Here is a 24,904-nt window from a genome sequence, read left to right on the forward strand (position 1 = left end):
AGTATTATTTTAAAGACAATATTTTAAGTTTTTTCAAAATGCAGCAGTGGCAACAGATAGAGTTTTATATCTCACCTAAAGACTATAATAAAGTTGAAAGCTTTCTGTTCGATAATCTAGCTTGTTCTGTTACAAAGAAAGATCTAGAAGATAAAAGCTTTGTGACTGTGCTTTATGAGGATGATTTTGATTTAGAGGATATTTTAGAAGAGCTAAAAAATACTTTTCCAATAATAGAGCAGAAGGTTGAATATAAGATTATAAAAGATCAGGAATGGACAGCCGTTTGGTTAGATGATTATGAACCGATAGAAATTGGTAAAAATATTGTGATCTATCCTAGCTGGAGAGAGTTGCCAAAAGATTCTACAAAAACATATATAGCTGTAGACCCAAGTGTAGCTTTTGGTTGTGGTAATCATGAAACTACGAAGATGTGCTTAGAATGGCTAGAGGAAAATATTAATCCCGATAGTCGTCTTTTAGACTATGGTTGTGGTACTGGGGTATTAGCTATAGCTGGAGTGAAGCTAGGTGGTAAATATGCAGAGGGCATTGATATAGATCCGAAATCTATAGAATCATCAATAAAAAATGCTGAGATGAATAACGTATCTGATAAAACACATTTTAGTGATGTGACAACAGATGAAAATTTTGACTTATTAATCGCAAATATATTCTCAAATGTGCTGATAGCTTTAGCTGATACTATGCTTCCTAAGCTAAAAGAGGGTGGTGAGCTTGCTTTGTCTGGGATATTAGCTAATCAAGTAGATGATGTGCAAAAGGCATTTGAGGCTAAGGGAGTGAAATTTGCAAAGCCTAGAAATATGGGTGAATGGTTTTTATTAAGTGGTGTGAAAAGTGAGCATACTAACTAGTAGATTATTTAGAGTTATGAAAAAGCTCTTTTCAAAGCAGTGTAATATGATAAAAGCAAAAGATAAGAATCATTTAAACTGGTTAATAGTAGAGGCTCTAAATGCTAATCTTGAAGTACCTATTGTAAACTTAAATCATATAGATGTATCTGATATTGAGGATATGTCTTATGTTTTCTCAAGTCACTATCCAGGGTCAGGTTATGGAATGAGGCAACTGGATATTTCAAAGTGGAATGTATCTAGAGTTAAAGATATGTCTCATATGTTTTCAGGATCTAATTTTGTGGGAGATATCTCACAGTGGGATGTTTCAAATGTTAGAAATATGTTGTATATGTTTTACAGATCATCATTTAATCAAGATATATCATCTTGGAATATTCATGATGGATGTTCTATTGATTATATGTTTGATGATAATCAACATATTCCAGAAAATTATAAACCACATAAGAGAGACACAACAAAGTTAATAAAACCAATAAGTAATAGTCATCTTTGTGAAATTATTAAAATAGAAGTTGAAAAACAAATTGGTAAAAATCTAGGAGGATATAATAGAGATGAGGGATTAAAAAAACCTCCTAGAAACACTCATTTAGACCTTAGGCATATAGATATTTCAGAGATTAGAGATTTATCAAGAGTCTTTTATGGATTGGTTATCTATACATATAATCCAGAAAAGTATGGAGCAAGTTTTAAGAATTTTATCTCTTTAGATATATCTACATGGAATGTTAGCCATGTAACTAATATGCAAAGTATGTTTGAAAAATCATATTTTACAGATATCGATATTTCTAATTGGGATGTTTCAAATGTTACAGATATGTCTAGTATGTTTAAATATAGTAATTTTAATAGTGATATATCAAATTGGAATGTTTCCAATGTAAGAAATATAAGCGAGATGTTTTATGGTAATGAGTATTTTAGTCAAAACTTGTCACATTGGGATGTTTCAAATGTAACTAATATGACACGATTATTTAGTGGAACTATATTTAATGGAGATATATCTAGATGGGATGTGTCGAATGTTAAATCTTTATCAGAAACTTTTAGAAATTCAGAGTTTAATCAAGATATTTCAGGCTGGAATGTTTCTAAAGTTGAAAGTATGTATGCAATTTTTAGTGGATCTAAATTTAGTAATGATATATCAAATTGGAATATTTCTAGTCTTATAAACATGGTAGAGATGTTTGCTTATGCTCAATTTAATCAAGATATTTCACATTGGAATGTTTCTAATATTAAAGATATGCAAAGTATGTTTGCAGGAAATAGACAGTTTAATAAAGATATCTCAAACTGGGATGTATCAAATGTTGAAAATATGTCTAAGATGTTTAAAGGAAGTGTTTTTAATCAAGATATTTCATATTGGAATGTTGAAAAGGTATTAAATATGCATGATATGTTTGGTATTTGGGAAACAGTAAAAGAATCATATAAGTCAGAGTTTAATCAAGACCTATCAGTATGGCAATTTAATAAATCAATACCGCGTTATGCTGTAAATAGAATTGTTGGTAAAAAAGTAATTGAAGATACTAAAGTAGTTGCAAAAGATAGAAATCATTTAGACTCACTGGTTAGGAAAGAAATAGAGATTCAGATAGGAGAAAATAATCTTACAGTATATGGCAGCTCTCTTGATTTGAATCATATAGATATATCTAGGATTACAGATTTATCGGGGTTATTCTGTGGTATGAAATTTAAGTATCCAGATGCGAGATATTATGAGGTTGACACAACTATTAATATAGATATTTCACTATGGGATGTATCTAATATTACAGATATGAGCTCTATGTTCGCAAGTGAAAGTATAGAAGTGATTGGCGTCGGTAATTGGAATATTTGTAATCTTAGAAAAGCTTCAAATATGTTTCAAGGAGCTAAGATAAAAAATAGCGAGAGTTTATATGACTTTCTACTAAAATTATCCAAGATTAGTGATATGGTAGATATTTTTAAAGATTCTGTAGTAATATGTGAATCTTCTATAGGTAAATTAGAAAAAGAGCGTTTGTCTATATCTGAATATATACATAGTTATAAAGATAAGAGTGAATAAGAAAGATGGGTTTTAAAATAGCAGATATTGAAATAGAAAATAATGTAGTGCTTGCACCAATGGCTGGTTTTTGTGATAGTGCATTTCGTACTATTTGCAAGGAGCATGGGGCGGGGCTGATCTATACTGAGATGGTAAGTAACAAAGCTGTAGTAGATCGTAACTGGGAAACTATGGAAATGCTCTATATGGAGAACAGCGAAAAACCACTTGGAATACAGATATTTGGTACAGATTTAGAGAGCTTTGTAGGTGCGACAAAATATATTGCTGAAAATACAGAGTGTGATTTTTTAGATATAAATATGGGTTGCCCAATGCCAAAGATTGCTAAGAAGCTACAGGCTGGGGCAGCGCTTCTAAAAGATGTTGATAGGATTAATGAAATACTCACAGCAGTTGTAAAAGCAGTACATAAACCAGTAACGGTGAAAATGCGTATGGGCTGGGATACTGAAAATATAAATGCTATTGAAGTTGCTAAAGCTTGTGAAGCTGCGGGAGTAAGTGCGATAGCTCTACATGCTAGGACTAGGGAGCAGATGTATACGGGTCAGGCAAATTGGGATGTGATCCGAGATGTTAGAAAAGCTGTAAATACTGTATTAATTGGTAATGGTGATGTAGATAGTCCACAAAGTGCTAAGGCGATGATGGAGCATACAGGATGTGATGCTGTGATGGTTGGGCGTGCTTCTCGTGGTAATCCTTGGATATTTAGGCAGATTGCAGAGTATCTGAATACTGGTGAGATAATACATCCACCAACTCCAGCAGAAAGAGTTGAGGTTTTAGCAGAGCATCTAAGAAGACTTATAAAACTAAAAACTGCTAAAGTGGCTGTAAAAGAAATTCGTACTCATGCTAGTTTCTATCTACAAGATATTCCAAATTCAAAAGAATTTCGTATGAAGTTGAATCAGTTAGAGAATGAGGGAGAGATTTTTGAGTTATTAGATAGTTATAGAGATACTGTTATATAGAAATGAAAAAATAATTTGCATAATAATTTTTATCTATAAGATGCTAGATTCAAAAGAGTTTAGAATGAGGTGATTAGTCAGATAAAGTAAAATTTTTTAGAATTTTAAATAGCATAAGGAAGCTATATGAAAAAAGGTGACTTGCAAAAAATAGAAGAGATTCAACAAAAATCATATCAACTTTATATTAAGAGAAAATATAATAAAAAATTTAAAAGATTTTTTATAAATAATTTTTCTTTTAGTAATGAGCTTTTAAATAAAGTTTTTTCTAAAAATAGATTTATAGAAATAAAAAGAACTATACTAATGTGTTTTACATTAAACTTTTGGCAAGGTTTTTTTATTGTGTATGTTTTTTTCGTCTATCTATTCTTAATATGTGGATTTAATTATTCTAAAATGCTTCCAGATTATGGGGAGCTAATTTTATATTTGATCTTCATATTGTCTTTTGTAGTAGCTTTTTTTCGGAATTCTTTTTTAGAGGATTTAAATGAGATAGATATACTTACTATGAAAAAATTTATAAATAGAAAGCAAGTTGCATATTTAATGCTTGAAAAGCATTTGGATATAGGCAAAAGTAATTTTGACAGATTATCCTCAAAAGTAAAAAATATTTTATCTACTATCTTATCCATTTTATTACTCAATATGCTGTTAAACTCAAGCTTAAATTTAAAGCAAGATAGTATATATTTATTACTAAATATGTCATTAACAATAGTTATATTGCTAAGCTTATTAGAAAACCTTATAAAAGCTAGGAATACAATTCATCAAACAATAATTTCAGCTATTTTATAAATATATATTTTAATATTTATGAATTATAAAAAAGAAATAATCTTAGTGTAATATTTATAGTCTCCTGATTCTATGCTTTATAAACCTCCGAAAAAGGATCATAACTAGAATCCTCTTTCCACTCATACTCGATATCGATGCTTTTTTGTTTAGCTATTTCATAACCTAATAGATCTGATATAAATCCTAAAGTCATATCTATACCAGCACTTACTCCAGAGCTTGTATAGATATTACCATCTTTTACCCATCTAGCTTTTTGCACCCAAGAGACATTAGGTGCTAGAGATTTTGTCCAAGCAAAAGCTTTTTTATTTGAAGTCGCTCTTTTACCATCTAGTAAACCAGTTTTGCAGAAGAGGCTAGAGCCAGTACACACAGTTATTATATATTTAGCATTTTTTGCTAATTCTGTAAGTTTATTTATTAGCTTAACATCATTAACCAGCTCACGAGTACCCATACCACCCGGTACAAATAATATATAATCCTTTGAGTTAATTTCAGAGAGTTTCTTAGTAGCTATTGAGACGTTTTGACTACTAAGGATATTTCCACCTTCAAGCGAGTAGTACTCAAGTTTAAAGTGTTCTTTGAAGCTTCCTAGTATCTCAACTGGTCCAAATACATCTAGAGTTTCAAAGTCATTAAATAGGACAATTATTACATCTTTCATTTATTTAATTGCTGCAAATATAAACTTTTATAATTATAACATGACAGGCTAAACGAATATCATTTATAAAAATACTAAATAGTGTAAACTCACAGAGTATATTTCGTGGGGAGATTAGAGTTTATATGAGGAGACTCTATATATGATGTTAATAGCTATCAAGATAATACTGTCAGTGCTAATGGTATTGGGGCTTATCTATATTTCTGAAAAGAGTCCTAGGCTGGGCGGTTTATGCTCGGGTTTGCCATTGAGTGTTGGTGTTTTTACATATTTCTATGCTAGAGAAAATGGCCTGCAGTTTTTGATTGATTCTATGCCTTATGCACTTGCGGGTTTCACTAGTACTCTGATATTTACTATGGGATTTTATTTAGGCGGCAAGTTATTTATTAACCAACGTTTTCTAAATACTATTAGCGCACTCGTAGTTGGATTTGTTGTTTACTTCATTAGTGGTTATGGGATTACATCATTACACCTTAATTTACTATCAGGCTTTATTATTTTCCTATTCTCAATGATAGTGAGTATTCTTTTCTTTAAGCATGTACCAGATAACAAACGTCTTGGTGAGAAAGCTAAGATAAAACCAACTAATAAGATTATGATTATCTCATTTAGAGTTACTTTAGTTTCTTCATTGGTTCTATTGATAACGGGAATATCTCGTTCTGTTGGTCATGAGTGGGCTGGAGTATTTTCATCCTTCCCAGTTATGCTTACATCTGTAACTACAGTTTTAATATTCAGTTACAAAGACCAGCTTTACCCAGGCGTACTTAAGCATTTTTCATATGGTGTATCGATTTTAATAATATATGATTTATTAATCTATTGGCTATATCCAATTCTAGGTATTAATTTTGGAACGGTTATCGCTTATATTATCTGTTTTTTCTATCTAGCATTACTAAATAAGTTAAATCAGTAAGCTATATTTTCTAAACCTCTTTTATATAAACACTTAACGTATATAATTTACATAACTAAATATTTATATTAAAACTAATGATTTTCTTTAAAAATGTATCTTACCAAGTAGAGGTAAAAGAGCTTTTTGATGATGTAAGCTTCTCTATATTTCCAAATCAGAAGATAGGTCTGGTTGGTAAAAATGGTACTGGCAAAACTACTTTATTTAACTTAATACAACACAATATCTCAGCTGATAAAGGTGATATTGAGATTGCTAGAAATACTCGTATAGTTACAGTCAAGCAAGAGGTTGATGATTTTGATGCTAAGGTGATTGACTATGTTGTGAATGGGATAGAGTCTTTAAAGACTTTGAAGTACAACATGGTAGAGGCTTTAGCAAATGAGGATTTTGTTGAATACTCTAGATATCATGAGGAGTATGAGTCATTAGGTGGGTATTCTATAGAATCTCAGGCTGGTAAGCTTTTATCTGGGTTAGGCTTCACAACTGCTCAGCAGGATCAAGCAGTAAAGGAGCTTTCTGGTGGTTGGCAGATAAGATTAAACCTTGCTCAAGCACTTTTACAAGAGTCAGATATCCTATTACTAGATGAACCTACAAACCACTTAGATTTAGATGCAGTATTATGGTTAGAGCAATATCTACAAGAGTATAAAGGATCTTTATTACTTATTTCACATGATAGGATTTTTCTTGATAATGTCGTTAAGCAAATTTTCCATATAGATGAGAAAAAGGTAGTCACATATACAGGAAATTACTCATCTTATGAGAAACAATCTTATGAGCAAAAGATTCTTCAACAAAAGCATTTTGAGAAACAGCAAAAACACATAGAGCATTTAGAGAGTTTTATTAATCGTTTTAAGGCAAAAGCAACTAAAGCAAAGCAGGCCCAAAGTCGTATTAAAATGCTTGATAGGATTCAGCGTATAGAGGCTGTGAAAACTGATTCAGAATTTAGTTTTGAGTTTAAGCAAACAAAAGAACATCTGGGTGGGACATTAGTTAGTTTACAGAATACAGACCTAGGTTATGGCAGTAAAGTTATACTAAATAATGTTGGTTTAAATATCTATAATGATATGCGAATAGGGCTTTTGGGGCTAAATGGTGCTGGTAAGTCGACATTGATTAAATCGTTAATTGGTGAGATATCTATTCTTTCAGGCAAAATAGAAAAACATCCTAACCTTAGGATTGGATATTTCTCACAGCACTCATTAGATATGTTAGATATGCAAGCTAGTCCATTATTACATATGCAAAGGTTAGATACTAAAGCTACTCAAGAAAAGCTAAGAACATTTTTAGGCAGTTTTAATTTTACTGGCGATAAAGCATTAGCCAAAGTAGGAACTTTTTCAGGTGGTGAAAAAGCAAGGTTAGCTTTGGCAATGATAGTTTATCAAGAGCCTAACTTCTTATTATTAGATGAACCAACAAACCATTTGGATATTGGAGTTAGAGAGGCTTTGACAGTTGCTTTACAGAGCTTCCAAGGAGCAATAATACTTGTATCGCATGATAGATTCTTACTAGAGTCTACAGTTGATGAGTATATGCTCGTTGGTGAAGGTAAAGTTAGACCATTTGATGGCGATATGAAGGATTATTATAAATATATATTAGAAGTTAAGAAGTCTGAAAATGCACCTCAACAAAATAAGAATAATGTCGAGAAAAAAGAAAGTCGTAAACTCTCAGCGAATGAGAGAAGGCAACTAAAACCAATTCAGGATAAAGTTAAAAAACTAGAAAAGAATTTAGCTAATCTACAAAAGAAAAATTCAGAAATGGAAATTTTGCTGCAAGATGAAGAGTTGTATAATGATAAAGAAAAACTTCAAAAAACTTTATTAGAACACTCAGATCTAAAAGCAAAAATAGAAGAAGTTGAAGTTGAATGGTTTGCTGCTTTAGAAGAACTCGAGCAATTTCAAAAAACTGAATAGGTGATATTTGTTTAAAGAAAAAAGGCTATGAAGTAACTGGCTGGGTAATATAAATTAATAAGTCAAGCTTCCATGATCATATTTTTTTGTCATGACGCGTCATAAAATATTGACAAATGTTGACAAATAATTTTTACTTGATACAATTGATTTAGTGTTAAATTAATTAATACTAATAAAAATCTTTAAAGTTAAAAACAGGAGAATTAATTATGTTATATTGGACACTTGTATTTTTAGTCGTAGCGATCGTCGCAGCTCTTTTTGGTTTTGGTGGAATAGCGGGGCTTGCTGCAACTCTTGCAAAAATTGTATTCGTAGTTTTCTTAGTATTATTTGTAGGATCTTTGATTTTCTCTTTCCTTGGAAAATTAAAAAAATAAATTATTTAAATAAAATTAATACTATCTATCTTTTCTACTAGAAATTACTATTAAATAAAAATAACTTTGTTAATATTTGATAATATTTTAAAGTTATTTTTTTTCATTATGATCAAGTCAAAAGCAGCAGTAGCATGGGAAGCGAAAGCACCATTATCGATAGAAATAGTTAATGTTTCATTACCAAAAGATAATGAAGTTCTTATTGAGATCAAAGCAACAGGTATTTGTCATACAGATGCTTACACTCTTTCTGGAAGAGACCCTGAAGGGCTCTTTCCTTCTATATTAGGTCATGAGGGAGCAGGAGTAGTTGTTGAGGTTGGCAAGAATGTTACTAGTGTCAAACCTGGTGATCATGTGATAGCTTTATATACTCCAGAGTGTAGAAATTGTGAATATTGCTTAAATCCTAAAACTAACTTATGCCAAGCTATAAGAGAAACTCAAGGTAAAGGTTTAATGCCAGATGGAACAAGTAGATTTACAAGCTTTGATGGACGAGAAATTTTTCATTATATGGGTTGCTCAACTTTTTCAAACTATACAGTATTACCAGAGATAGCTGTAGCTAAGATAAGAAAAGATGCTCCATTAGATAAAGTTTGCTATATAGGCTGTGGAGTTACTACAGGTGTCGGTGCTGTAGTAAAAACTGCAAATGTTGAAGCAGGTTCTAGCGTGGTAGTATTTGGTCTAGGAGGTATTGGTCTTAATGTGATTCAAGGAGCAAAGCTAGTTGGAGCTGGGCAAATAATCGGAGTTGATACAAATAATGCTAAGAAAGATTTAGCAGCCAAGTTTGGTATGACAGACTTTGTAAACCCTAATGAGATCGATGAAGATCTAGTTAGTCATCTTGTAAGGCTAACGGGCGGTGGAGCTGACTATAGTTTTGAGTGTATAGGAAATGTAAAAGTAATGAGACAAGCCCTTGAGTGTGTTCATAAAGGTTGGGGTGAAAGTGTCATAATCGGAGTAGCTGGAGCAGGTGAGGAGATAAGCACGAGACCATTTCAGCTAGTTACAGGTAGAACTTGGAAAGGCTCAGCATTCGGTGGGATGAGAGGTCGTACTGATGTACCAGAGATAGTTGATTGGTATATGGATGGCAGAATTAATATAGATAAGCTAATTACTTCAAATATTAAAATAGATGATATTAATAAAGGTTTTGAAGAAATGCATAACAATATCAGAACTATAGTAACCTTTTAAATTTTTCTTATTTATTCCTATATAGAGCGCATAATTCTTTTATAACAGAGCTTTCCACTATAGAATGGATTATATACCTTTACTGATATAGGGATTCTCTATGCAAAAATTATTAGTGTTAGGTGCTGGTAGAGTTGGGACTTTAGCAAGTTGTCTACTAGTTGAGTCAGGCAGTTATATCATTCATTTAGCAGATAGGGTTATTCCCCATAGTAAGCCTAAATTAGATAAACATAAAGATAATCTAATATATATAGAATTAGATGCTAATAACAAACAAGAAATAACTAAATATATAAAAAATAATCAGATAGGCTCGATTGTCTCTTGTCTTCCATTTTTTTGTAATACGGAAATAGCAAAATTAGCTAAAGAAATCGAAGTAAATTATTTTGATTTAACAGAGGATGTTGAAACCACTAATATAATTAGAGAGTTATCACAAAAATCTAATGCAATCTTCGCTCCACAATGTGGATTAGCTCCAGGTTTTATAAGTATAGTTACAAATCATCTTATGCAAGAGTTTGAATCTGTGGACACTGTTCGAATGAGAGTAGGGGCTTTACCTTTAAACGTATCAAATACTTTGCAGTATGGTTTAACTTGGTCAACTGAAGGCTTAGTTAATGAATATGCAAAACCATGTAATGGTGTTGTTGATGGGCAAGAGAGAATTCTAGCACCATTAGCTGATGTAGAAGAAATAAAGATTGATGGTCTAACTTATGAGGCTTTTAACACTTCTGGTGGTATTGGCTCCATGATAGAAACATATAAAGGTAAAGTAAAAAATATAAATTATAAAAGTATTAGGCATCCTGGACATTGTGAGAAGATGAAATTCTTAATGGAAGATATGAAGTTAGGAAGTGATCTAAATCTAATGGTGAAAATAATGGAAAACGCGATTCCAAGAATAAACCAAGATATAGTACTTATATATGTTTCAGTAGATGGTATTCGTAAGGGAGTAAGGGCTGAAAGGCACTACGCTCAAAAATTTCCATCAAGAAAAATGTATGAAAAACATTTCTCTGCTTTACAGATGACAACAGCAACAAGCTTATGTGTAACAATTGATCTAGTATTGAACAACTACTTTCCAAAAGGTTTTGTAAATCAAGAATCTATTACTTTGAAAGATTTCTATAATAATCGTTTTGGTAAATATTACGAGAATGAAGGCTTACTTGTTCAAGCAGTTTAATCTATTAAAAAATAACTAAGGTGATCTATTATGTATGAAATAGCTAAATTAGGAATGGGTCTGGAAAAACTTAAAAACCAATTTTCTGATTCTATAGAAACTTTTAATCCAGCAAATGGAAAATTATTAGCTAAAGTTAAGAACGAAAACTTAACTGATATGGAAACTGCTATTAATAAAGCTGAAAAAGCTTTTCTAGAATGGCGTAAATATCCAGCTCCAAAACGTGGTGAGCTAGTTCGCTTGATTGGTGAAGAGCTACGTAAAAATAAAGACTCATTAGGCACTTTAGTTTCTCTAGAAATGGGGAAATCTAAACAAGAGGGTGATGGTGAAGTACAGGAAATGATTGATATGGCAGATTTTGCTGTTGGTCAATCTCGTATGTTATATGGCTCAACTATGCACTCGGAACGTCCTGAGCATAGGATGTATGATCAGTGGCATCCTTTAGGGATTGTTGGAGTTATTTCTGCTTTTAACTTTCCTGTAGCTGTTTGGTCATGGAATGCTTTTGTTGCTGCAATTTGTGGTAATACAGTTATTTGGAAGCCTTCTGAGAAGACGCCTTTATGTGCTATTGCAGTTCAAAATATTTGTAAAAAGGTTATTAAAGAACATGGTTATCCTGATATATTTCATACTGTGATTTCTAAAGAGATAGAAGTATCTAAAGCTATGGTAAATGATAAAAGAGTAAATCTTGTGTCATTTACAGGTTCTACTAAAGTTGGAAAACAAATAGCAGAGCAGGTAGCTAGTCGTTTGGGTAAATGTATATTAGAACTTGGTGGTAATAATGCAGCTATCCTAGATGAAAGTGCAAATCTAAAAATAGCTATACCAGGAGCAGTTTTTGGAGCAGTTGGAACAGCTGGGCAACGTTGTACTACACTTCGTAGATTATTAGTTCATAAATCGATTTATGAGACAGTAAAAGAAAAAATGATAAATGCATATAAGCAAGTCAAAGTAGGAGATCCTCTTGATCAAAAAAATCTAATGGGACCATTAATCGATCAAGATTCCGTTAAAAACTTTGCTCGTACAGTTAATGAAGCACAAAAACAGGGTGGCAAACTTCTAGCTGGTGGAAAAGTATTAGATAAAGAAGGCTTCTTTGTCGAGCCAACAATTATTGAAGCAAATAATAATATGAATATTGTTAAAGAAGAGAATTTCTGTCCAATTCTTTATATTATGTCTTTTGAAACTATAGAGGAAGCAATTAAGATTAATAACTCTGTTGATTATGGACTTTCTAGCTCTATATTTACTGATAATTTACAAAATGCAGAATTATTTCTTTCAGCATCAGGTAGTGATTGTGGTATTGCTAATGTCAATATAGGAACTTCTGGAGCTGAAATAGGAGGCGCCTTTGGTGGTGAGAAAGATACCGGTGGTGGTAGAGAGGCTGGATCAGATGCTTGGAAGGCATATATGAGAAGGCAAACTAATACTATTAACTATGGTAAAAACTTACCATTAGCTCAAGGAATTAAATTTAATCTGGAGGATTAATTATGAGTATTAAAGTTTTAGATAAGCTTTGGGAACAGTATGTTAAAGTGAATCCACATGTTCAACAGATCTATGATTTATTTGTAGAAGAAGGTGAAAAACCAATTAATGATCATATCGCATTAAGAACTCTAGATGATCCTAAGATAGATATAAATGTTTTAGCAAAGCCATTTATAGACAAAGGTTATAAAATTTGTGGCCATTATGATTTTGAGGTTAAAAAATTAAAAGCAATACATTTAGAACACGAAGATCATACTCAGCCTAAAGTATTTATAAGTCAGCTATTAGTTAGTGAATTTAGTCCATTTTTACAAAAGACTATGAAAGCTTGTGTTGAGGCAATACCTAGCAGTTTAATAAAAGATCCTGAAGCATTGCTAACATCTGGCGCTAGTTGGAGTTATATAAGTTATAAAACTTATCAGAAGCTTTTAGAAGAGTCTGAATATGCTGCTTGGTTTTATGTGTTTGGATTTAGAGCTAATCACTTTACTGTTTTCATAAATGACCTTAAACATTTTAATGAAGTTTCTGAGGTTAATGATTTCTTAAAATCTAATGGATTTGTATTAAATTCTTCAGGTGGAGAAATAAAAGGAACTCCTGCAGACTATCTAGAGCAATCAAGCACTATTTCAGGTGAGGCAGAAGTTAAATTTATAGAAGGAAAGAAAACTATTCCTTGTTGTTATTATGAGTTTGCTAAACGCTATCCTGATGAAAGCGGTAAGCTATATCAAGGTTTTGTAGCCAAATCAGCAGATAAAATTTTTGAGAGTACAGACGTTAAAAATAGATAATTCTTTTATTTATAATTATCAGAAATAATTTTAGATAACTCTTTAAATAGAGTGCTATAAGTAGAGCTTTTTCTCATGACTAAATAAATGTTTCTATGAAAATCAGAGTTTTTGATCTTTATATATTTCACTTTAGAGGTTTTTGTTTGAGCTATTTTAGGTATAAATGTTATGCCTTCATCAACAGAAACCATTTGTCTTAGTGTTTCTAAACTACTTGCTCGGAAGTTATTGTTATAAGATAGTTTATTTGTTGAACAAAATTCTAAAGCTTGATCTCCCATACAGTGACCTTCATCAAGAAGCATCAAATTTTGTTCTTGAATATCTTTTACAGATAGATCTTTACCTTTTGATAATTGATTTTCTGTAGAAATAGCTAAACAGAAGTTATCTCTAAAAAGCTTATTGGTAACAAAATTTCTATTTTCTATATTGTCTGCTAATATTGCAAAATCTAGCTTTCCATGCTCTAGCATATCTATTAAAGTATCGGTTTTTTCCTCAACTATAGATATACTAATATTTGGTATTTTAGCTTTTATAGGTGGAAGTATATTAGGCATAAGATAAGGACCTAAAGTTGGGATTACTCCTATGGAAACATTTATCCTACCATTATCTAAGTGTAAACTTACTAAATCTTTTAAATTTTTTACGTCCTCTAGAATTTTATAAGCTTGTTTGATAACTTCTTCACCAATTTTTGTAGCTATTATATTTTTGCTATTTCTTTCAAATATTTGTATATCTAAAGAATCCTCAAACTTTTTTATCTGCATACTAAGAGCAGGTTGACTGACAAAGCATTTTTCTGATGCTGTAATAAAGCTTTGAGTTTCATATACTGCTAAGATATATTCAAGTGTTCTAGTATTCATATAATTTAAGTTTATGGGCTTTATAAATTTAATCTATTTTACAATAAGAACATAAAGAATATAATGGTTTATGTAACCATTGTAGTTATATAACTAAAAGGAGAAATAAAATGGAAAATAAAAAAGTACCTAATGTAACTTTTAAAACAAGAGTAAGAGATGAAAGTATTGGTGGATCTAACCCGTTTAAATGGCAAGATCTTACAACAAAAGAAATTTTTGATAACAAGAAAGTAATTGTTTTTTCATTGCCTGGAGCATTTACTCCAACTTGCTCAACTTATCAGTTACCAGGTTTTGAAAATAATGCCGCACGTTTCAAAGAGCTTGGAATTGAAGAAATCTATGTTTTATCTGTAAATGATACATTTGTTATGAACAAGTGGATTGAGCATCAAAAGATAAAAAACATTAAACCAATTCCAGATGGTAATGGTGAGTTTACAGATGCTTTAGGAATGTTGGTAGATAAAAGTAACATTGGCTTTGGTAAAAGATCTTGGAGATATGCAATGATCGTTAATAATGGTCAGATTGAGAAGTTCTTTGTTGAGCCAGGTAAAAGAGATAATGCTAATGATGATCCATATGGAGAAAGCTCACCAGAAAACATTCTAAAATATTTAGAAGCTAAATAAGAATTCTAAGGAGTCAAAAATGTCTAAGAAAATAGTTCTTATTGGCGCAAGTGGCGTTATTGGCTCTGCTACATATAAAAAATTTATTGATGCTGGTTATGAAGTAATACCAGCCACATATAGCGGTGGCAATAATTCTCATGTTATTGATATTGAAGATGTAGATTCTATAAAAAAATTCTTTGAAAAGATTGGTCAATTTGATGCTTTAGTATCAACTACTGGTAAAGTTGCTTTCAAGCCTGTTGTTGATCTTTCACAAGAAGATTGGAATTTTAGCTTTAGAAATAAACTACTTGGTCAGATTAATTTAGTTCAAATTGGAGCAAACTACATTAAAGATGGTGGGTCATTTACATTAACTACTGGAATTTTAAATGTTGAACCAATTGCTTTAGGGACAGTAGCAGCTACTGTGAATGGAGCAATTGAAGCATTTGTCAAAGCAGCTAGTTTAGAGTATAAAAACTTTCGTATAAATGTTGTTAGCCCAACTGTTGTTAAAGAAGCCTTAGAATCTTATGGTCCTTTCTTTGTTGGCTATGAACCAGTAGAGGCAGAAACAGTAGCTAATGCCTATTTAAAATCTGTTGCTGGTGTAGCTAATGGAAGTGTTCTAAAGGTTGGATACTAATTAATAAAGAGGAATATATGGGAAAGATATTAACTACTGCAAATGGTGCTCCTATACCTGATGATAATACTAGTATTAGTGCAGGTAAGCATGGTTCACTTACATTTGATAACTTCAGATTATTTGAAAAGTTAGCACACTTTAATCGTGAGAGAATCCCTGAGCGGGTTGTTCATGCTAGAGGAACTGGCTCATATGGTACTTTTACTCTAGAAAGGGATTTGTCAGATTTGACTATAGCTGATTTTTTAATAGGTGAAGGGAAGCAAACAGAAGTTTTTGTACGCTTTTCTACTGTAGGTGGTGGTCAAGATTCTAGTGATTATGCTAGAGATCCTCGTGGTACAGCTATTAAGTTTTATACTAAACAAGGTAATTTTGATTTGGTAGGTAATAATACTCCTATATTCTTCTTAAGAGATCCTAGTAAGTTTCCTGATTTTATTCACTCTCAGAAAAAGAATCCTCAAACTAACTTGCCAGATCCAGCTGCAATGTATGAGTTTTGGTCAAAGAATCCTCAATCTTTACATCAAATGACTATTTTGATGTCAGATCGCGGTATTCCAAGAAGTTATAGACATATGCATATGTTTAGTTCACATACTCTTAGTTTGTATGATTCTGAAGGTAATCGTTTTTGGGTGAAATGGCACTTTAAAACTCAGCAAGGAATTGATAATTTCACAAATGAGGAAGCAGCAAAACAACCAAGCTTTGGCGCACAAAAAGATTTGTTTGATGCGATTAAAGATGGTAATTATCCTAAGTGGGATGTGAATCTACAAGTTATGACAGAGGAAGATGCTAAAAAATATTATGTTAATCCTTTTGATTTAACAAAAGTTTGGTCACATAAAGATTTCCCATTACAGAAAATAGGTGTTTTAGAGCTAAATCGTAATGTTAATAATTACTTTGCTGAAGTAGAACAAGCTACTTTTGCACCAAATAATTTAGTTCCAGGTGTTGGTATATCACCTGATAAAATGTTACAAGCAAGACTTTTAGCTTATCAGGATGCTCATAGATATAGAGTAGGAGTGAATGCTAGTCATTTACCTGTGAATGCTTCAAAATGCCCAATGCATAATTATCAGCGTGATGGAGCAATGGCAGGAACAGCTCTTAATGTTTCACAGAATGAAATCCCTAATTTCTATCCTAATGCTCATTCTGATAGTCCTGTTGAGATACCAGAGTATAAAGAACCTCCTTTAGAAATATTAGGGGATATTGATTACTATGATGCTCAAGATGAAGATAACTATTCTCAAGTAGGAGATCTTTATAGATTGATAGATGAGTCTCAAAAAAATCAGTTAGCTAATAATATTGCTGAAGGTTTAATTCATGCTACAGCAGAGGTCCAGGAATTAATGTTAGAGCAATTCAATAAAGCTGATAGAGATTATAAAGTCAGAGTTGAAAAAGCTTTAAGCGATTTAGCTTAATTTTCTAATTATCTTTTATTCATCTTCCATAATAGATTACTAATATATGCTCTTCTATTTTCTTTACATGCAACCATAAGTAATTTTGTTATTTTTAAACTATAAGCATCAGAGAATAGGATAATAAGCATTTCTCTAATATAGTTAGTATTTAGAGTTATATAATTATCAGTACCAATACCCAGCTTTATCCCTTTCTTTTCCCACCAACTAAAAGGGTGGTCTTTATAGTCTGGAATTGCAGTTGTTAGCTTTAGGTTTGATGATGGAAGTCCCACTACACCTATATTTTTGCTTATTATTCTATTTAGAACATCATGTTGATATCTTTCTATCTCTATAGATGTATGGAATTTTATTTTTGTAAATTCTAGAATCTCTTCTTCGTTTAGCTTTATTCCACTTATTATTTTATCTCTAATAGTTGAGTTATTTTCATTCCATGGTATTTCTTCTATCTCTCTAAACTCCATAGATTTTGGACCTAGTGGTTGAGATGATTGATTAAGCTTTAATACTTTTTGCAGTAATCTTTGAAAGTAATAATTTGGATTTATACCAATTGATAGACCATGCTCTAGAGTATCTATATTCCATATATTTAGGGCATTATCTACTGCTTGTACCCCTTTTTTTAGAGTATGAAATGTTTCACCATGGTGAGAACGGATCTTAAAACCATAATACTGTAGCTTTCTAACGCCTTGTTTAAGTGTTTCAAAATGAGCTTTTTTATAGATATTTTTTTCATCACCAACAGTATCAATATCTTTCATGACATTTTGTAGAAAAGGATATTTTTCTAATATTTCAATTAGGTAATTTACTTGATATTCAAAACTTTCTTTTTTTGTTTTGAATTTAATGTTATCAAAGAAATTCGCTTCTTTTCTAAAAGATGGTGAAAGTACATAACTAAAATCAGGATGTTCTTTTCTGAAATTTTCAAATCCTTCATAAAGTCCTAAAACAACATCTTCTTCTGTTGCTAAATCTTCATTGAGAATACTTTCTTTTTCATCACTTGTAGAACGAGAGAGAGTAAATTTTAATCTAATACTACCAACGTTATACTTATGATAAAGTTCATTAGCCATATGGTAGGCTGCATCGATATGATCTTGCTTAGTATTGAGAATAATTTTCGCTAAATATAGTAAATCTAGATACTTTGAAAATTTTTCACCATCTTTTAGTACAATTAGATTTTCAACATCTTTTACAGAGTTTATGGGTAAAGCATTTTCTCCATAGATATTTTTAATTTTTTGACTATAAACATCTCTACTTTTTCCTTCTAGTAACTTTTTCAGCCTAGGGTAAATAAATTCAGCAGATAATGAGCCTGTCAAATGTATGTGCTCTTCATTATATTTAAGAGGAAAACTTTTAAAGAAGTCATAAAATGCTATACCAACAGGGTGTTGTAATAACTCTTCTATTTCTAATTCATCATTATTAAAAAGCTTTAATTTCTTAATAAAATCCTTAATACATATAGACTCTTGATTATCTAAGTCTTCATAACAGAGTAGTTCTAGAGTGTTAAACACTGAAAGCCCATTTGTTTCAGTAATAATTTTATTTAGTTTTTTATTTAATGAGTTGTCTTTAGACATTTTAGATAGAAATTTCTTTCTTAGTCGTGTAATTATAAAGCTATTTGGGTGTATGATAAAGTAAAATAAATTAATTGCTTAATTAATAAAAGAATAATGAAAACAAATATAAAGAATATTGAATTGGAAATTTTTAAAACTGGTGTTTCAAAGAAGCTTTTAGCAAGAGATGATCAGAGAAACTTTCAAATAGATTTTATTAGATTAGAACCTAGTTTTAAGCTAGCTCAACATATGCATCCAGATGTCGAGTGGATTTATGTTATAAAGGGATCTATGTCTGATGAGAGAGGAGAATATACTTCTGGAGATTTCTTTATTAATCCAGCAAATTCAAAACATTCAGTAATATCAGGTCCAGATGGTTGTGATATTTTATGTTGCTGGTGTGGAGAAATTAAAGACTGTTAATACTATTTAGAACTTGTTGAAAAACTTCACCTATAGATAAGTTACTAGTATCAACTAAAATAGCATCATCAGCTGGTTTTAAAGGAGCAACTTTTCTATTTCTATCTTGATAGTCTCTTTGCTCAATATCTTTTTTTATTTTATCAAAATCAGGCTTTTCACCTTTTGTAGTTAGCTCATCATATCTTCTTTGAGCTCTTACTTCTGAACTAGCATCTAAGAAGAATTTATATTTAGCTTCTGGAAAAACTACAGTACCCATGTCTCTTCCATCTGCTACAAGACCTTGTTCAGTAGCAAAAGATAACATTTTATTATGTAGCATTTGACGAACTTTTGGGTAAGCAGATGTTTTAGAAGCAAGCATCCCAGTTTGTTCAGTACGAATATCTTTAGTTACATCCTTACCATTTAAAAGGACTATTATAGAGTCATCCTCTACTTTAAATGAAATGTCTAAAGAGTCTAGCTTATTGCATACATCTGTTTCGCTATCTAAATTTGCTCCAGCATTGTAGCAGTGTAAAGCCGCTATTCTATATATAGCACCACTATCAAGTAGCTTGTAATTAAAGTGTTTAGCTAATTTTTTAGATAAAGTTCCTTTACCAACGCCACTAGGGCCATCTACAGTTATTATTTTAGAGTTGAGCATTTTCAAATTCCTTCATGAATGCTACTAATGCTTGTACATCAGCTAGTGAAACGGCATTATAAAGACTTGCTCTACAACCACCAACATTACGATGACCTTTTAAACCATAGAAGCCTCTTTCATCTGCTTCTTTTAAAAATTTCTTAGTTAGCTCTTCTGATTTTAGCTGAAATATTACATTCATATTAGAACGATATTTTTCATCTATATTATTTACATAGATATTAGAGTTATCGATAGCATTATAAAGTAGATCAGCTTTTTCTTGATTGAATTCAGCCACTTTCTCTAAAGTATCAAACTTCTCTAATAAATAATTTAATATAAGTTCAAAAGTTACCCAAGATATAACAGAAGGAGTATTATACACAGAGTCAGATTTTTTAGTTAAATCATAATCAAAAACTATAGGAATATTATTTTTCTTCTGAATAAGTGAATCTTTAACAATTACAATTGTAACTCCTGGAATACCAGCATTCTTTTGAGCGCCAGCATAAATCAAACCATAGTTGGAAATATTCACAGGCTTTGATAAAAAACTTGATGAAACATCACAAACTAAAGGAGTGTCACAAGATTTAGCAAGTTCTTTAACTTGATAGCCATCAACAGTTTCGTTATCTGTATAGTAAATATAATCACAAGGTTCTTTAAGTGATATATTGTTTTGAGTAGTTGTTTCTACATTAATGAATTTTTCAGCTTCTTTAGCTGCTTTCTCAGACCAGATCCCTGTACAAAGGTAAAGAGCTCTATTATGTTTACCTGCTAAATTCATCGGAATAGCTGAAAACTGAGCAGTTGCTCCACCTTGCATAAGTAAAATAGAATAATCAGAAGGGATATTTAAAAGTTTTCTTAAGTTTGTTTGTATAGAAGCGTGTACTTCATCAAATACTTTATCTCTATGAGAGATTGAAAGTAAAGAAACTCCTGTGTTTTTATAATCGATTAACATTTGTTGTAATTCTTTTATAACAGAAGTAGGTAAAACAGCTGGTCCAGCACAAAAATTTATTTTCATGATTAATAATAGCCGAAAATTAATAAAAAGATGGTTTATATTCTAGCATAAATATAAGAGCTGATGAATTAGACATTATAGAATTTTAAAGCTAGTTATTGTCTTGTTAAATAAATTTTAAGCTTTAGATATATCTTCTGTATAATTTCTCCATAATTCTATGTCATTTTTGATTATGGTTAAGACTAATGTTAGAAAATTTTAAGTCTAAAGTTTTAAGCTTTTTAGATAAGAAACGAGTAATAGAAGATGAAGTATTACGCTATGCATATTCTACAGATGCAAGTTTATATAGAATGGTGCCTAAGCTAGTCCTAATTGTAAATACAGAAAGAGAAGTTCAAGAAGTAATAAAACTAGCTTCTGAATATGATATTAAATTAACTTTCAGGGCTGCTGGAACGAGTCTTTCTGGACAGGCTGTAACTGATCAAGTTTTAGTGATGCTTGCTTTAAATAGTTGGTTAAATTATGAAATTTATGATGATGGTAAAAAGATAAAGTTAGAGCCAAGTATTATTGGTGCAGAGGCTAATAAAAATTTAAAGATTTATGATAGAAAGATTGGTCCAGATCCAGGCTCAATTAATACTGCAAAAATAGGCGGGATAGTATCAAATAACTCTAGTGGCATGTGTTGTGGTACAGCTAAAAACACATACTCAACTATAGATTCAATGCAAATAGTTTTTGCGGATGGAAGTGCATTAGATACAGCTAATCAGCTAAGTATTGATAAATTTAAAAATGATAAAAAAGAGTTTATAGATAGTTTAGTTAAAATTCGTAAAGAAATCATAAATGATGAGAATATTGTTAAATTTATAAAAAAGAAGTTCTCTATCAAAAATACTAGTGGCTACAGTCTAAATGCTTTTTTAGAATTTAAGGATCCGATAAAAATTATAGAGAGATTATTAATTGGTTCAGAAGGTACTTTAGGATTTGTTAGTTCTGTTACTTTAAATACGGTTCCAGATTATAAATATAAAGCACTAAACTTAATATATGGAAAACTAGAAGATCTAGTTAACTTAACTGTAGAGATTGAGCCATATAGTATCTCCTCTATAGAGCTTTTAGATTATTTGTCTTTGAAATCTGTAGCAGATCAGAAAGAGTTAGAACCTTACTTAATTGAATTAAAAGATGAAAGCTATGCGGCTATTATGATTGAGTTAGCTGAAGAAAGTAATGAAAGCTTAGAATCTAAATTAGAGATAGTTAAGAAATCTATCTCTAAGGCAGATATTATCTATCAAACAGGATTTAAGCAAAATGCTAAAGAAATGCAGATTATATGGAAAACTAGAAGTGGGGTATTACCAACTATAGCAGGGCAAAGACCTTTAGGCTCTAGTGTTTTAATAGAAGATATAGCTGTAGAAATAGAAAAGTTGCCGATGCTTATAACAGATGTTAAAGAAATGTTTAAAGAGTATTCTTATAATAGTGCTGCTATTTTTGGACATGTGTTAGCTGGGAATATTCATTTTGTTCTTACACCAAACTTTAACAATCAAGAAGAAATTCTAAATTATGATAATTTTATGCATGAGTTAACTAGTCTCGTTGCAAAGAAATTTAATGGCTCATTAAAAGCAGAGCATGGTAGTGGAAGAAACATTTCTCCATTTGCTATAGTTGAGTGGGGTCAGAAATGTTGGGATATCATGTGGCAAATAAAAAGGTTATTTGACCCCAAAAATATATTTAATCCTGATGTTAAGTTGACAAAAGATAATACGCTACATACCAAAAATCTCAAAGAATTTGATTCTGTGCATTCAGAAATAGATAAATGTATGGAATGTGGTTTTTGTGAAACAGTTTGCCCATCAAGAAATTTAAGCTTTACACCAAGACAAAGAAACTCAGTAGCACGTAAGATAAACTCGTTAACAGGGCATGAAAAAGACAAATGGCAAAAGATATATGATTATTATGGAGTTGAAACTTGTGCTACTACGAGTTTATGCAAGACTTCTTGCCCAGTTGGTATAGATACTGGGGCATTTATATTAACTAAAAAGGCTAAGCAAGATAAGCTAGTAAATCATGAGAAAGAAATAAAAGCCGCTAAGCAGAAAGTCCAACTTGGTAATTTAGCTGGTAGTGTATTAGGGAAGAGCAATTTATATAAATTAACTAGTTCATTACATACGCATTTTAAATCTATTCCAGTATATTTAGAAAATATGCCAGATATACAAAAAGCTAAGTTTGTACCATCAAGTAATGGGAGCAGTAAAAAAGTCTTATTATTACCATCATGTCCAAATAGAATTTTTGCTAGTAGTAGAAATTATGATAAATATCCAAGTCAGCTTGTGTTAGAAAAATTAGGTTATGAAGTCGAGTATCCTAGAGATTTAAATAAACAATGCTGTGGGCAGATGTATCATTCTAAAGGTAATAGCCTACAGCAAGAAAAGTCTAAAAATTTATTGGAATCAATTATTTCGAATAATTATGAAGCAGTAATTATTGATAATAGCTCATGTTCTAGTTTTGCTAAGGTTGAAGGAATAAATATTGTAGATATCAACAGCTTTATTTTGGAAAATCTATCAAAAGATAGTATTAATAAAAAATATAATAGAATAGCTTTACATATTGATTGCTCTACAAGAAAACAAAACCTAAATGAGGAATATTTACAAATTTTAGAGTTATGTTGTAATGATGGGATAATCTCTCCTGAGAGAATCTATTGTTGTGGGTTCGCTGGAGATAAAGGTTTTTCGACACCAGAGCTAAATTCTAGTAGTTTAGAAAGCTTAAAGCCACAAATAGAAGGGTGTGATGTAGGAGTTACATTCAATAGAAGTTGTCAGATAGGATTAAGTAAACACTCAGGGATAGAATATATTTCTTTTGTTGAATTAGTGCTTGATTGTATGTAGTTATTCTACTTTTAAACCTTTTTCTAATGCTTCCATTGCATAATAATTATAATCTTGAGGATTTGTTACTTTTTTCTGTAACTTTCCACTAGCACCTATAGTTTCTAGACCTGTTGAGAATATTTGATCTATGTTATAAGTATTCTCATTACCCTCAGCAACAATGAGTTTTCCATTATATAGATATAGAATGTTTTTATAACTTATTGTATTACTATTAAGGTCTTTTATTGTTTGCCATTGCGTAGCTGTACTGTTAGGCTCTGGAGAGTAAGGAACTGTTACGCTATTTAAAATATGCTTCATCATATATTTATAATCTTGAGGATAATTCATTTCAGGTACATTTTTTTCTAAATATGAAGCTCTTACAAACCTTGATGGTGGTGAATAGTCACCGGGTATGCCAACCATTGAAGCAATATTATCTCTTAACGATGAAGATTCAATTGTAAGCTTAAATCCTGGAATATTTCCGAACTTGGCTTTTTGCTCATCTTTATTATAGTTAAGTAAACTATTATAGTTTGACAAATTTTTAAGTTGTTCTGGTAGTGTAGGGTAGTTTGTTAAAACATTTCCAGCCTCTTCACCTTTATAAACATTTATTTTCCCATTTATAAATTCAATAACAGCAGAGTTTCCAGACTTATCTTTTAAACTGAAATGTAAAGGAGCATCTTTTAATGCTATATCTGGAGCGACGGCTACTGAGCTTGAGATTATTTGGTATTTAGAAATATTCTCTAGAGCTTCATTAACATCTTTAGAAGTTGCAAGAGTATAGTTAACTAAATCATAGAAACTTAATACTGCTTTTTTATTACTCGGATCGTATTTAGGATACTCTGTACCTGGAAGATAAAGGAAAGAGGCAGATAATCCTTGATCATTCGCACCATCAACTAATAAGCCTGTGCTAAAGATTTCTCTTCCCATGAAAGGATATTTTACATCCCATTCAGCAACTTTCAGATCTGGATAAGCTTTATCCATATATGAAGAAACCTGATGTACTCCCTTGTTATATCCAATAGTGAATATTCCAATATTAATTGGAAAATCCATTGTTCTTCCTACAATGGAAGCATTTTCTTTGTGAATAAAAACTTCAGTACAAGCTTCAGAAATGGTGACTATTCCTAATGTTATACTAGATATTAAAGCTATTTTTTTAATCATTTTTTATTTGAAA

General features: G+C 31.1%; 22 protein-coding genes. 16 read left to right on the top strand and 6 right to left on the bottom strand.

Translation table 11 applies throughout. From position 1 onward, the window contains the following. Nucleotides 1–38: 38 nt before the first annotated feature. From prmA to DNK87_RS00290, 4 genes are all read left to right on the top strand, one after another. Nucleotides 39–884: a 50S ribosomal protein L11 methyltransferase gene (gene prmA / locus DNK87_RS00275; RefSeq protein ID WP_119330773.1), complete on the top strand. Its 846-nt coding sequence runs from the start codon at nucleotides 39–41 to the stop codon at nucleotides 882–884. Between the two features lie 46 nt (nucleotides 885–930). Next, on the top strand, nucleotides 931–2,976 hold the full coding sequence (locus tag DNK87_RS00280) for a BspA family leucine-rich repeat surface protein (RefSeq protein ID WP_159240175.1): 2,046 nt from the start codon (nucleotides 931–933) through the stop codon (nucleotides 2,974–2,976). A gap of 5 nt (nucleotides 2,977–2,981) precedes the next feature. Continuing rightward, a complete protein-coding gene (dusB, locus tag DNK87_RS00285; protein ID WP_119330771.1) occupies nucleotides 2,982–3,959 on the top strand; it encodes a tRNA dihydrouridine synthase DusB in 978 nt (325 codons plus the stop codon). 126 nt (nucleotides 3,960–4,085) lie between these two features. Next, nucleotides 4,086–4,769 carry a hypothetical protein gene (locus tag DNK87_RS00290; RefSeq protein WP_119330770.1) on the top strand — a complete coding sequence of 228 codons (684 nt, stop codon included), beginning with the start codon at nucleotides 4,086–4,088 and terminating at the stop codon, nucleotides 4,767–4,769. Between the two features lie 70 nt (nucleotides 4,770–4,839). Here the strand turns inward: DNK87_RS00290 and DNK87_RS00295 are convergent, their stop codons facing one another. Beyond that, on the bottom strand, nucleotides 4,840–5,445 hold the full coding sequence (locus tag DNK87_RS00295) for a DJ-1/PfpI family protein (RefSeq protein WP_119330769.1): 606 nt from the start codon (nucleotides 5,443–5,445) through the stop codon (nucleotides 4,840–4,842). Nucleotides 5,446–5,587: 142 nt separating this feature from the next. On the opposite strand from DNK87_RS00295, the gene DNK87_RS00300 reads away from it, so the two are divergent. The 7 genes from DNK87_RS00300 (at nucleotide 5,588) to DNK87_RS00330 (ending at nucleotide 13,484) form a co-directional block, all read left to right on the top strand. After that, a complete protein-coding gene (locus DNK87_RS00300) occupies nucleotides 5,588–6,379 on the top strand; it encodes an MFS transporter (protein WP_119330768.1) in 792 nt (263 codons plus the stop codon). A gap of 77 nt (nucleotides 6,380–6,456) precedes the next feature. Beyond that, nucleotides 6,457–8,343 carry an ABC-F family ATP-binding cassette domain-containing protein gene (locus DNK87_RS00305; protein ID WP_119330767.1) on the top strand — a complete coding sequence of 629 codons (1,887 nt, stop codon included), beginning with the start codon at nucleotides 6,457–6,459 and terminating at the stop codon, nucleotides 8,341–8,343. Nucleotides 8,344–8,555: 212 nt separating this feature from the next. Next, complete coding sequence (locus tag DNK87_RS00310; protein ID WP_119330766.1) at nucleotides 8,556–8,726, top strand: DUF1328 domain-containing protein; 171 nt, start codon at nucleotides 8,556–8,558, stop codon at nucleotides 8,724–8,726. A gap of 105 nt (nucleotides 8,727–8,831) precedes the next feature. After that, nucleotides 8,832–9,944, top strand: a complete 1,113-nt coding sequence (locus DNK87_RS00315) for an S-(hydroxymethyl)glutathione dehydrogenase/class III alcohol dehydrogenase (protein ID WP_119330847.1) — start codon at nucleotides 8,832–8,834, stop codon at nucleotides 9,942–9,944. A 100-nt stretch (nucleotides 9,945–10,044) separates the two neighbouring features. Beyond that, a complete protein-coding gene (locus DNK87_RS00320; protein WP_119330765.1) occupies nucleotides 10,045–11,154 on the top strand; it encodes a saccharopine dehydrogenase family protein in 1,110 nt (369 codons plus the stop codon). Nucleotides 11,155–11,184: 30 nt separating this feature from the next. Then, a complete protein-coding gene (amaB, locus tag DNK87_RS00325) occupies nucleotides 11,185–12,678 on the top strand; it encodes an L-piperidine-6-carboxylate dehydrogenase (protein ID WP_119330764.1) in 1,494 nt (497 codons plus the stop codon). 2 nt (nucleotides 12,679–12,680) lie between these two features. Beyond that, nucleotides 12,681–13,484 (top strand): DUF1338 domain-containing protein, encoded by an 804-nt coding sequence (locus DNK87_RS00330; protein ID WP_119330763.1) that lies wholly within the window; start codon nucleotides 12,681–12,683, stop codon nucleotides 13,482–13,484. A 5-nt stretch (nucleotides 13,485–13,489) separates the two neighbouring features. Here the strand turns inward: DNK87_RS00330 and oxyR are convergent, their stop codons facing one another. Further along, nucleotides 13,490–14,365, bottom strand: a complete 876-nt coding sequence (oxyR, locus tag DNK87_RS00335) for an oxidative stress transcriptional regulator OxyR (protein ID WP_119330762.1) — start codon at nucleotides 14,363–14,365, stop codon at nucleotides 13,490–13,492. Between the two features lie 110 nt (nucleotides 14,366–14,475). On the opposite strand from oxyR, the gene DNK87_RS00340 reads away from it, so the two are divergent. The 3 genes from DNK87_RS00340 to DNK87_RS00350 are packed head-to-tail and all read left to right on the top strand — an operon-like array spanning nucleotide 14,476 to nucleotide 17,091. Next, the gene (locus tag DNK87_RS00340) at nucleotides 14,476–15,003 is read left to right on the top strand and encodes a peroxiredoxin (RefSeq protein WP_119330761.1); all 528 of its coding nucleotides are present in this window, start codon (nucleotides 14,476–14,478) and stop codon (nucleotides 15,001–15,003) included. Nucleotides 15,004–15,022: 19 nt separating this feature from the next. Continuing rightward, nucleotides 15,023–15,637, top strand: coding sequence for a short chain dehydrogenase (locus tag DNK87_RS00345; RefSeq protein ID WP_119330760.1), 615 nt, complete (start codon nucleotides 15,023–15,025; stop codon nucleotides 15,635–15,637). 17 nt (nucleotides 15,638–15,654) lie between these two features. Next, on the top strand, nucleotides 15,655–17,091 hold the full coding sequence (locus DNK87_RS00350; RefSeq protein ID WP_119330759.1) for a catalase: 1,437 nt from the start codon (nucleotides 15,655–15,657) through the stop codon (nucleotides 17,089–17,091). A gap of 8 nt (nucleotides 17,092–17,099) precedes the next feature. Here DNK87_RS00350 and DNK87_RS00355 read toward each other — a convergent pair whose 3' ends face one another. Then, nucleotides 17,100–18,710 (bottom strand): amidohydrolase family protein, encoded by a 1,611-nt coding sequence (locus tag DNK87_RS00355; RefSeq protein WP_119330758.1) that lies wholly within the window; start codon nucleotides 18,708–18,710, stop codon nucleotides 17,100–17,102. 96 nt (nucleotides 18,711–18,806) lie between these two features. On the opposite strand from DNK87_RS00355, the gene DNK87_RS00360 reads away from it, so the two are divergent. Then, entirely contained in the window at nucleotides 18,807–19,121 is a 315-nt protein-coding gene (locus DNK87_RS00360) for a cupin domain-containing protein (RefSeq protein WP_119330757.1), read from the top strand. On the opposite strand, the gene cmk is transcribed toward DNK87_RS00360, so the two are convergent. Next, entirely contained in the window at nucleotides 19,108–19,776 is a 669-nt protein-coding gene (gene cmk, locus DNK87_RS00365; RefSeq protein ID WP_119330756.1) for a (d)CMP kinase, read from the bottom strand. The genes DNK87_RS00360 and cmk overlap by 14 nt on opposite strands. Then, nucleotides 19,763–20,803 (bottom strand): 3-phosphoserine/phosphohydroxythreonine transaminase, encoded by a 1,041-nt coding sequence (serC, locus tag DNK87_RS00370; RefSeq protein WP_119330755.1) that lies wholly within the window; start codon nucleotides 20,801–20,803, stop codon nucleotides 19,763–19,765. The genes cmk and serC overlap by 14 nt, the downstream gene beginning before the upstream one ends. 188 nt (nucleotides 20,804–20,991) lie before the next feature. Here serC and DNK87_RS00375 point away from each other — a divergent pair, with 188 nt between their 5' ends. Further along, nucleotides 20,992–23,709 carry an FAD-binding and (Fe-S)-binding domain-containing protein gene (locus DNK87_RS00375; protein WP_119330754.1) on the top strand — a complete coding sequence of 906 codons (2,718 nt, stop codon included), beginning with the start codon at nucleotides 20,992–20,994 and terminating at the stop codon, nucleotides 23,707–23,709. On the opposite strand, the gene DNK87_RS00380 is transcribed toward DNK87_RS00375, so the two are convergent. Continuing rightward, on the bottom strand, nucleotides 23,710–24,891 hold the full coding sequence (locus DNK87_RS00380) for a linear amide C-N hydrolase (protein ID WP_119330753.1): 1,182 nt from the start codon (nucleotides 24,889–24,891) through the stop codon (nucleotides 23,710–23,712). Between the last annotated feature and the right edge of the window lie 13 nt (nucleotides 24,892–24,904).

The organism is Pseudofrancisella aestuarii, assembly GCF_003574475.2.
Classification (GTDB): domain Bacteria; phylum Pseudomonadota; class Gammaproteobacteria; order Francisellales; family Francisellaceae; genus Francisella; species Francisella aestuarii.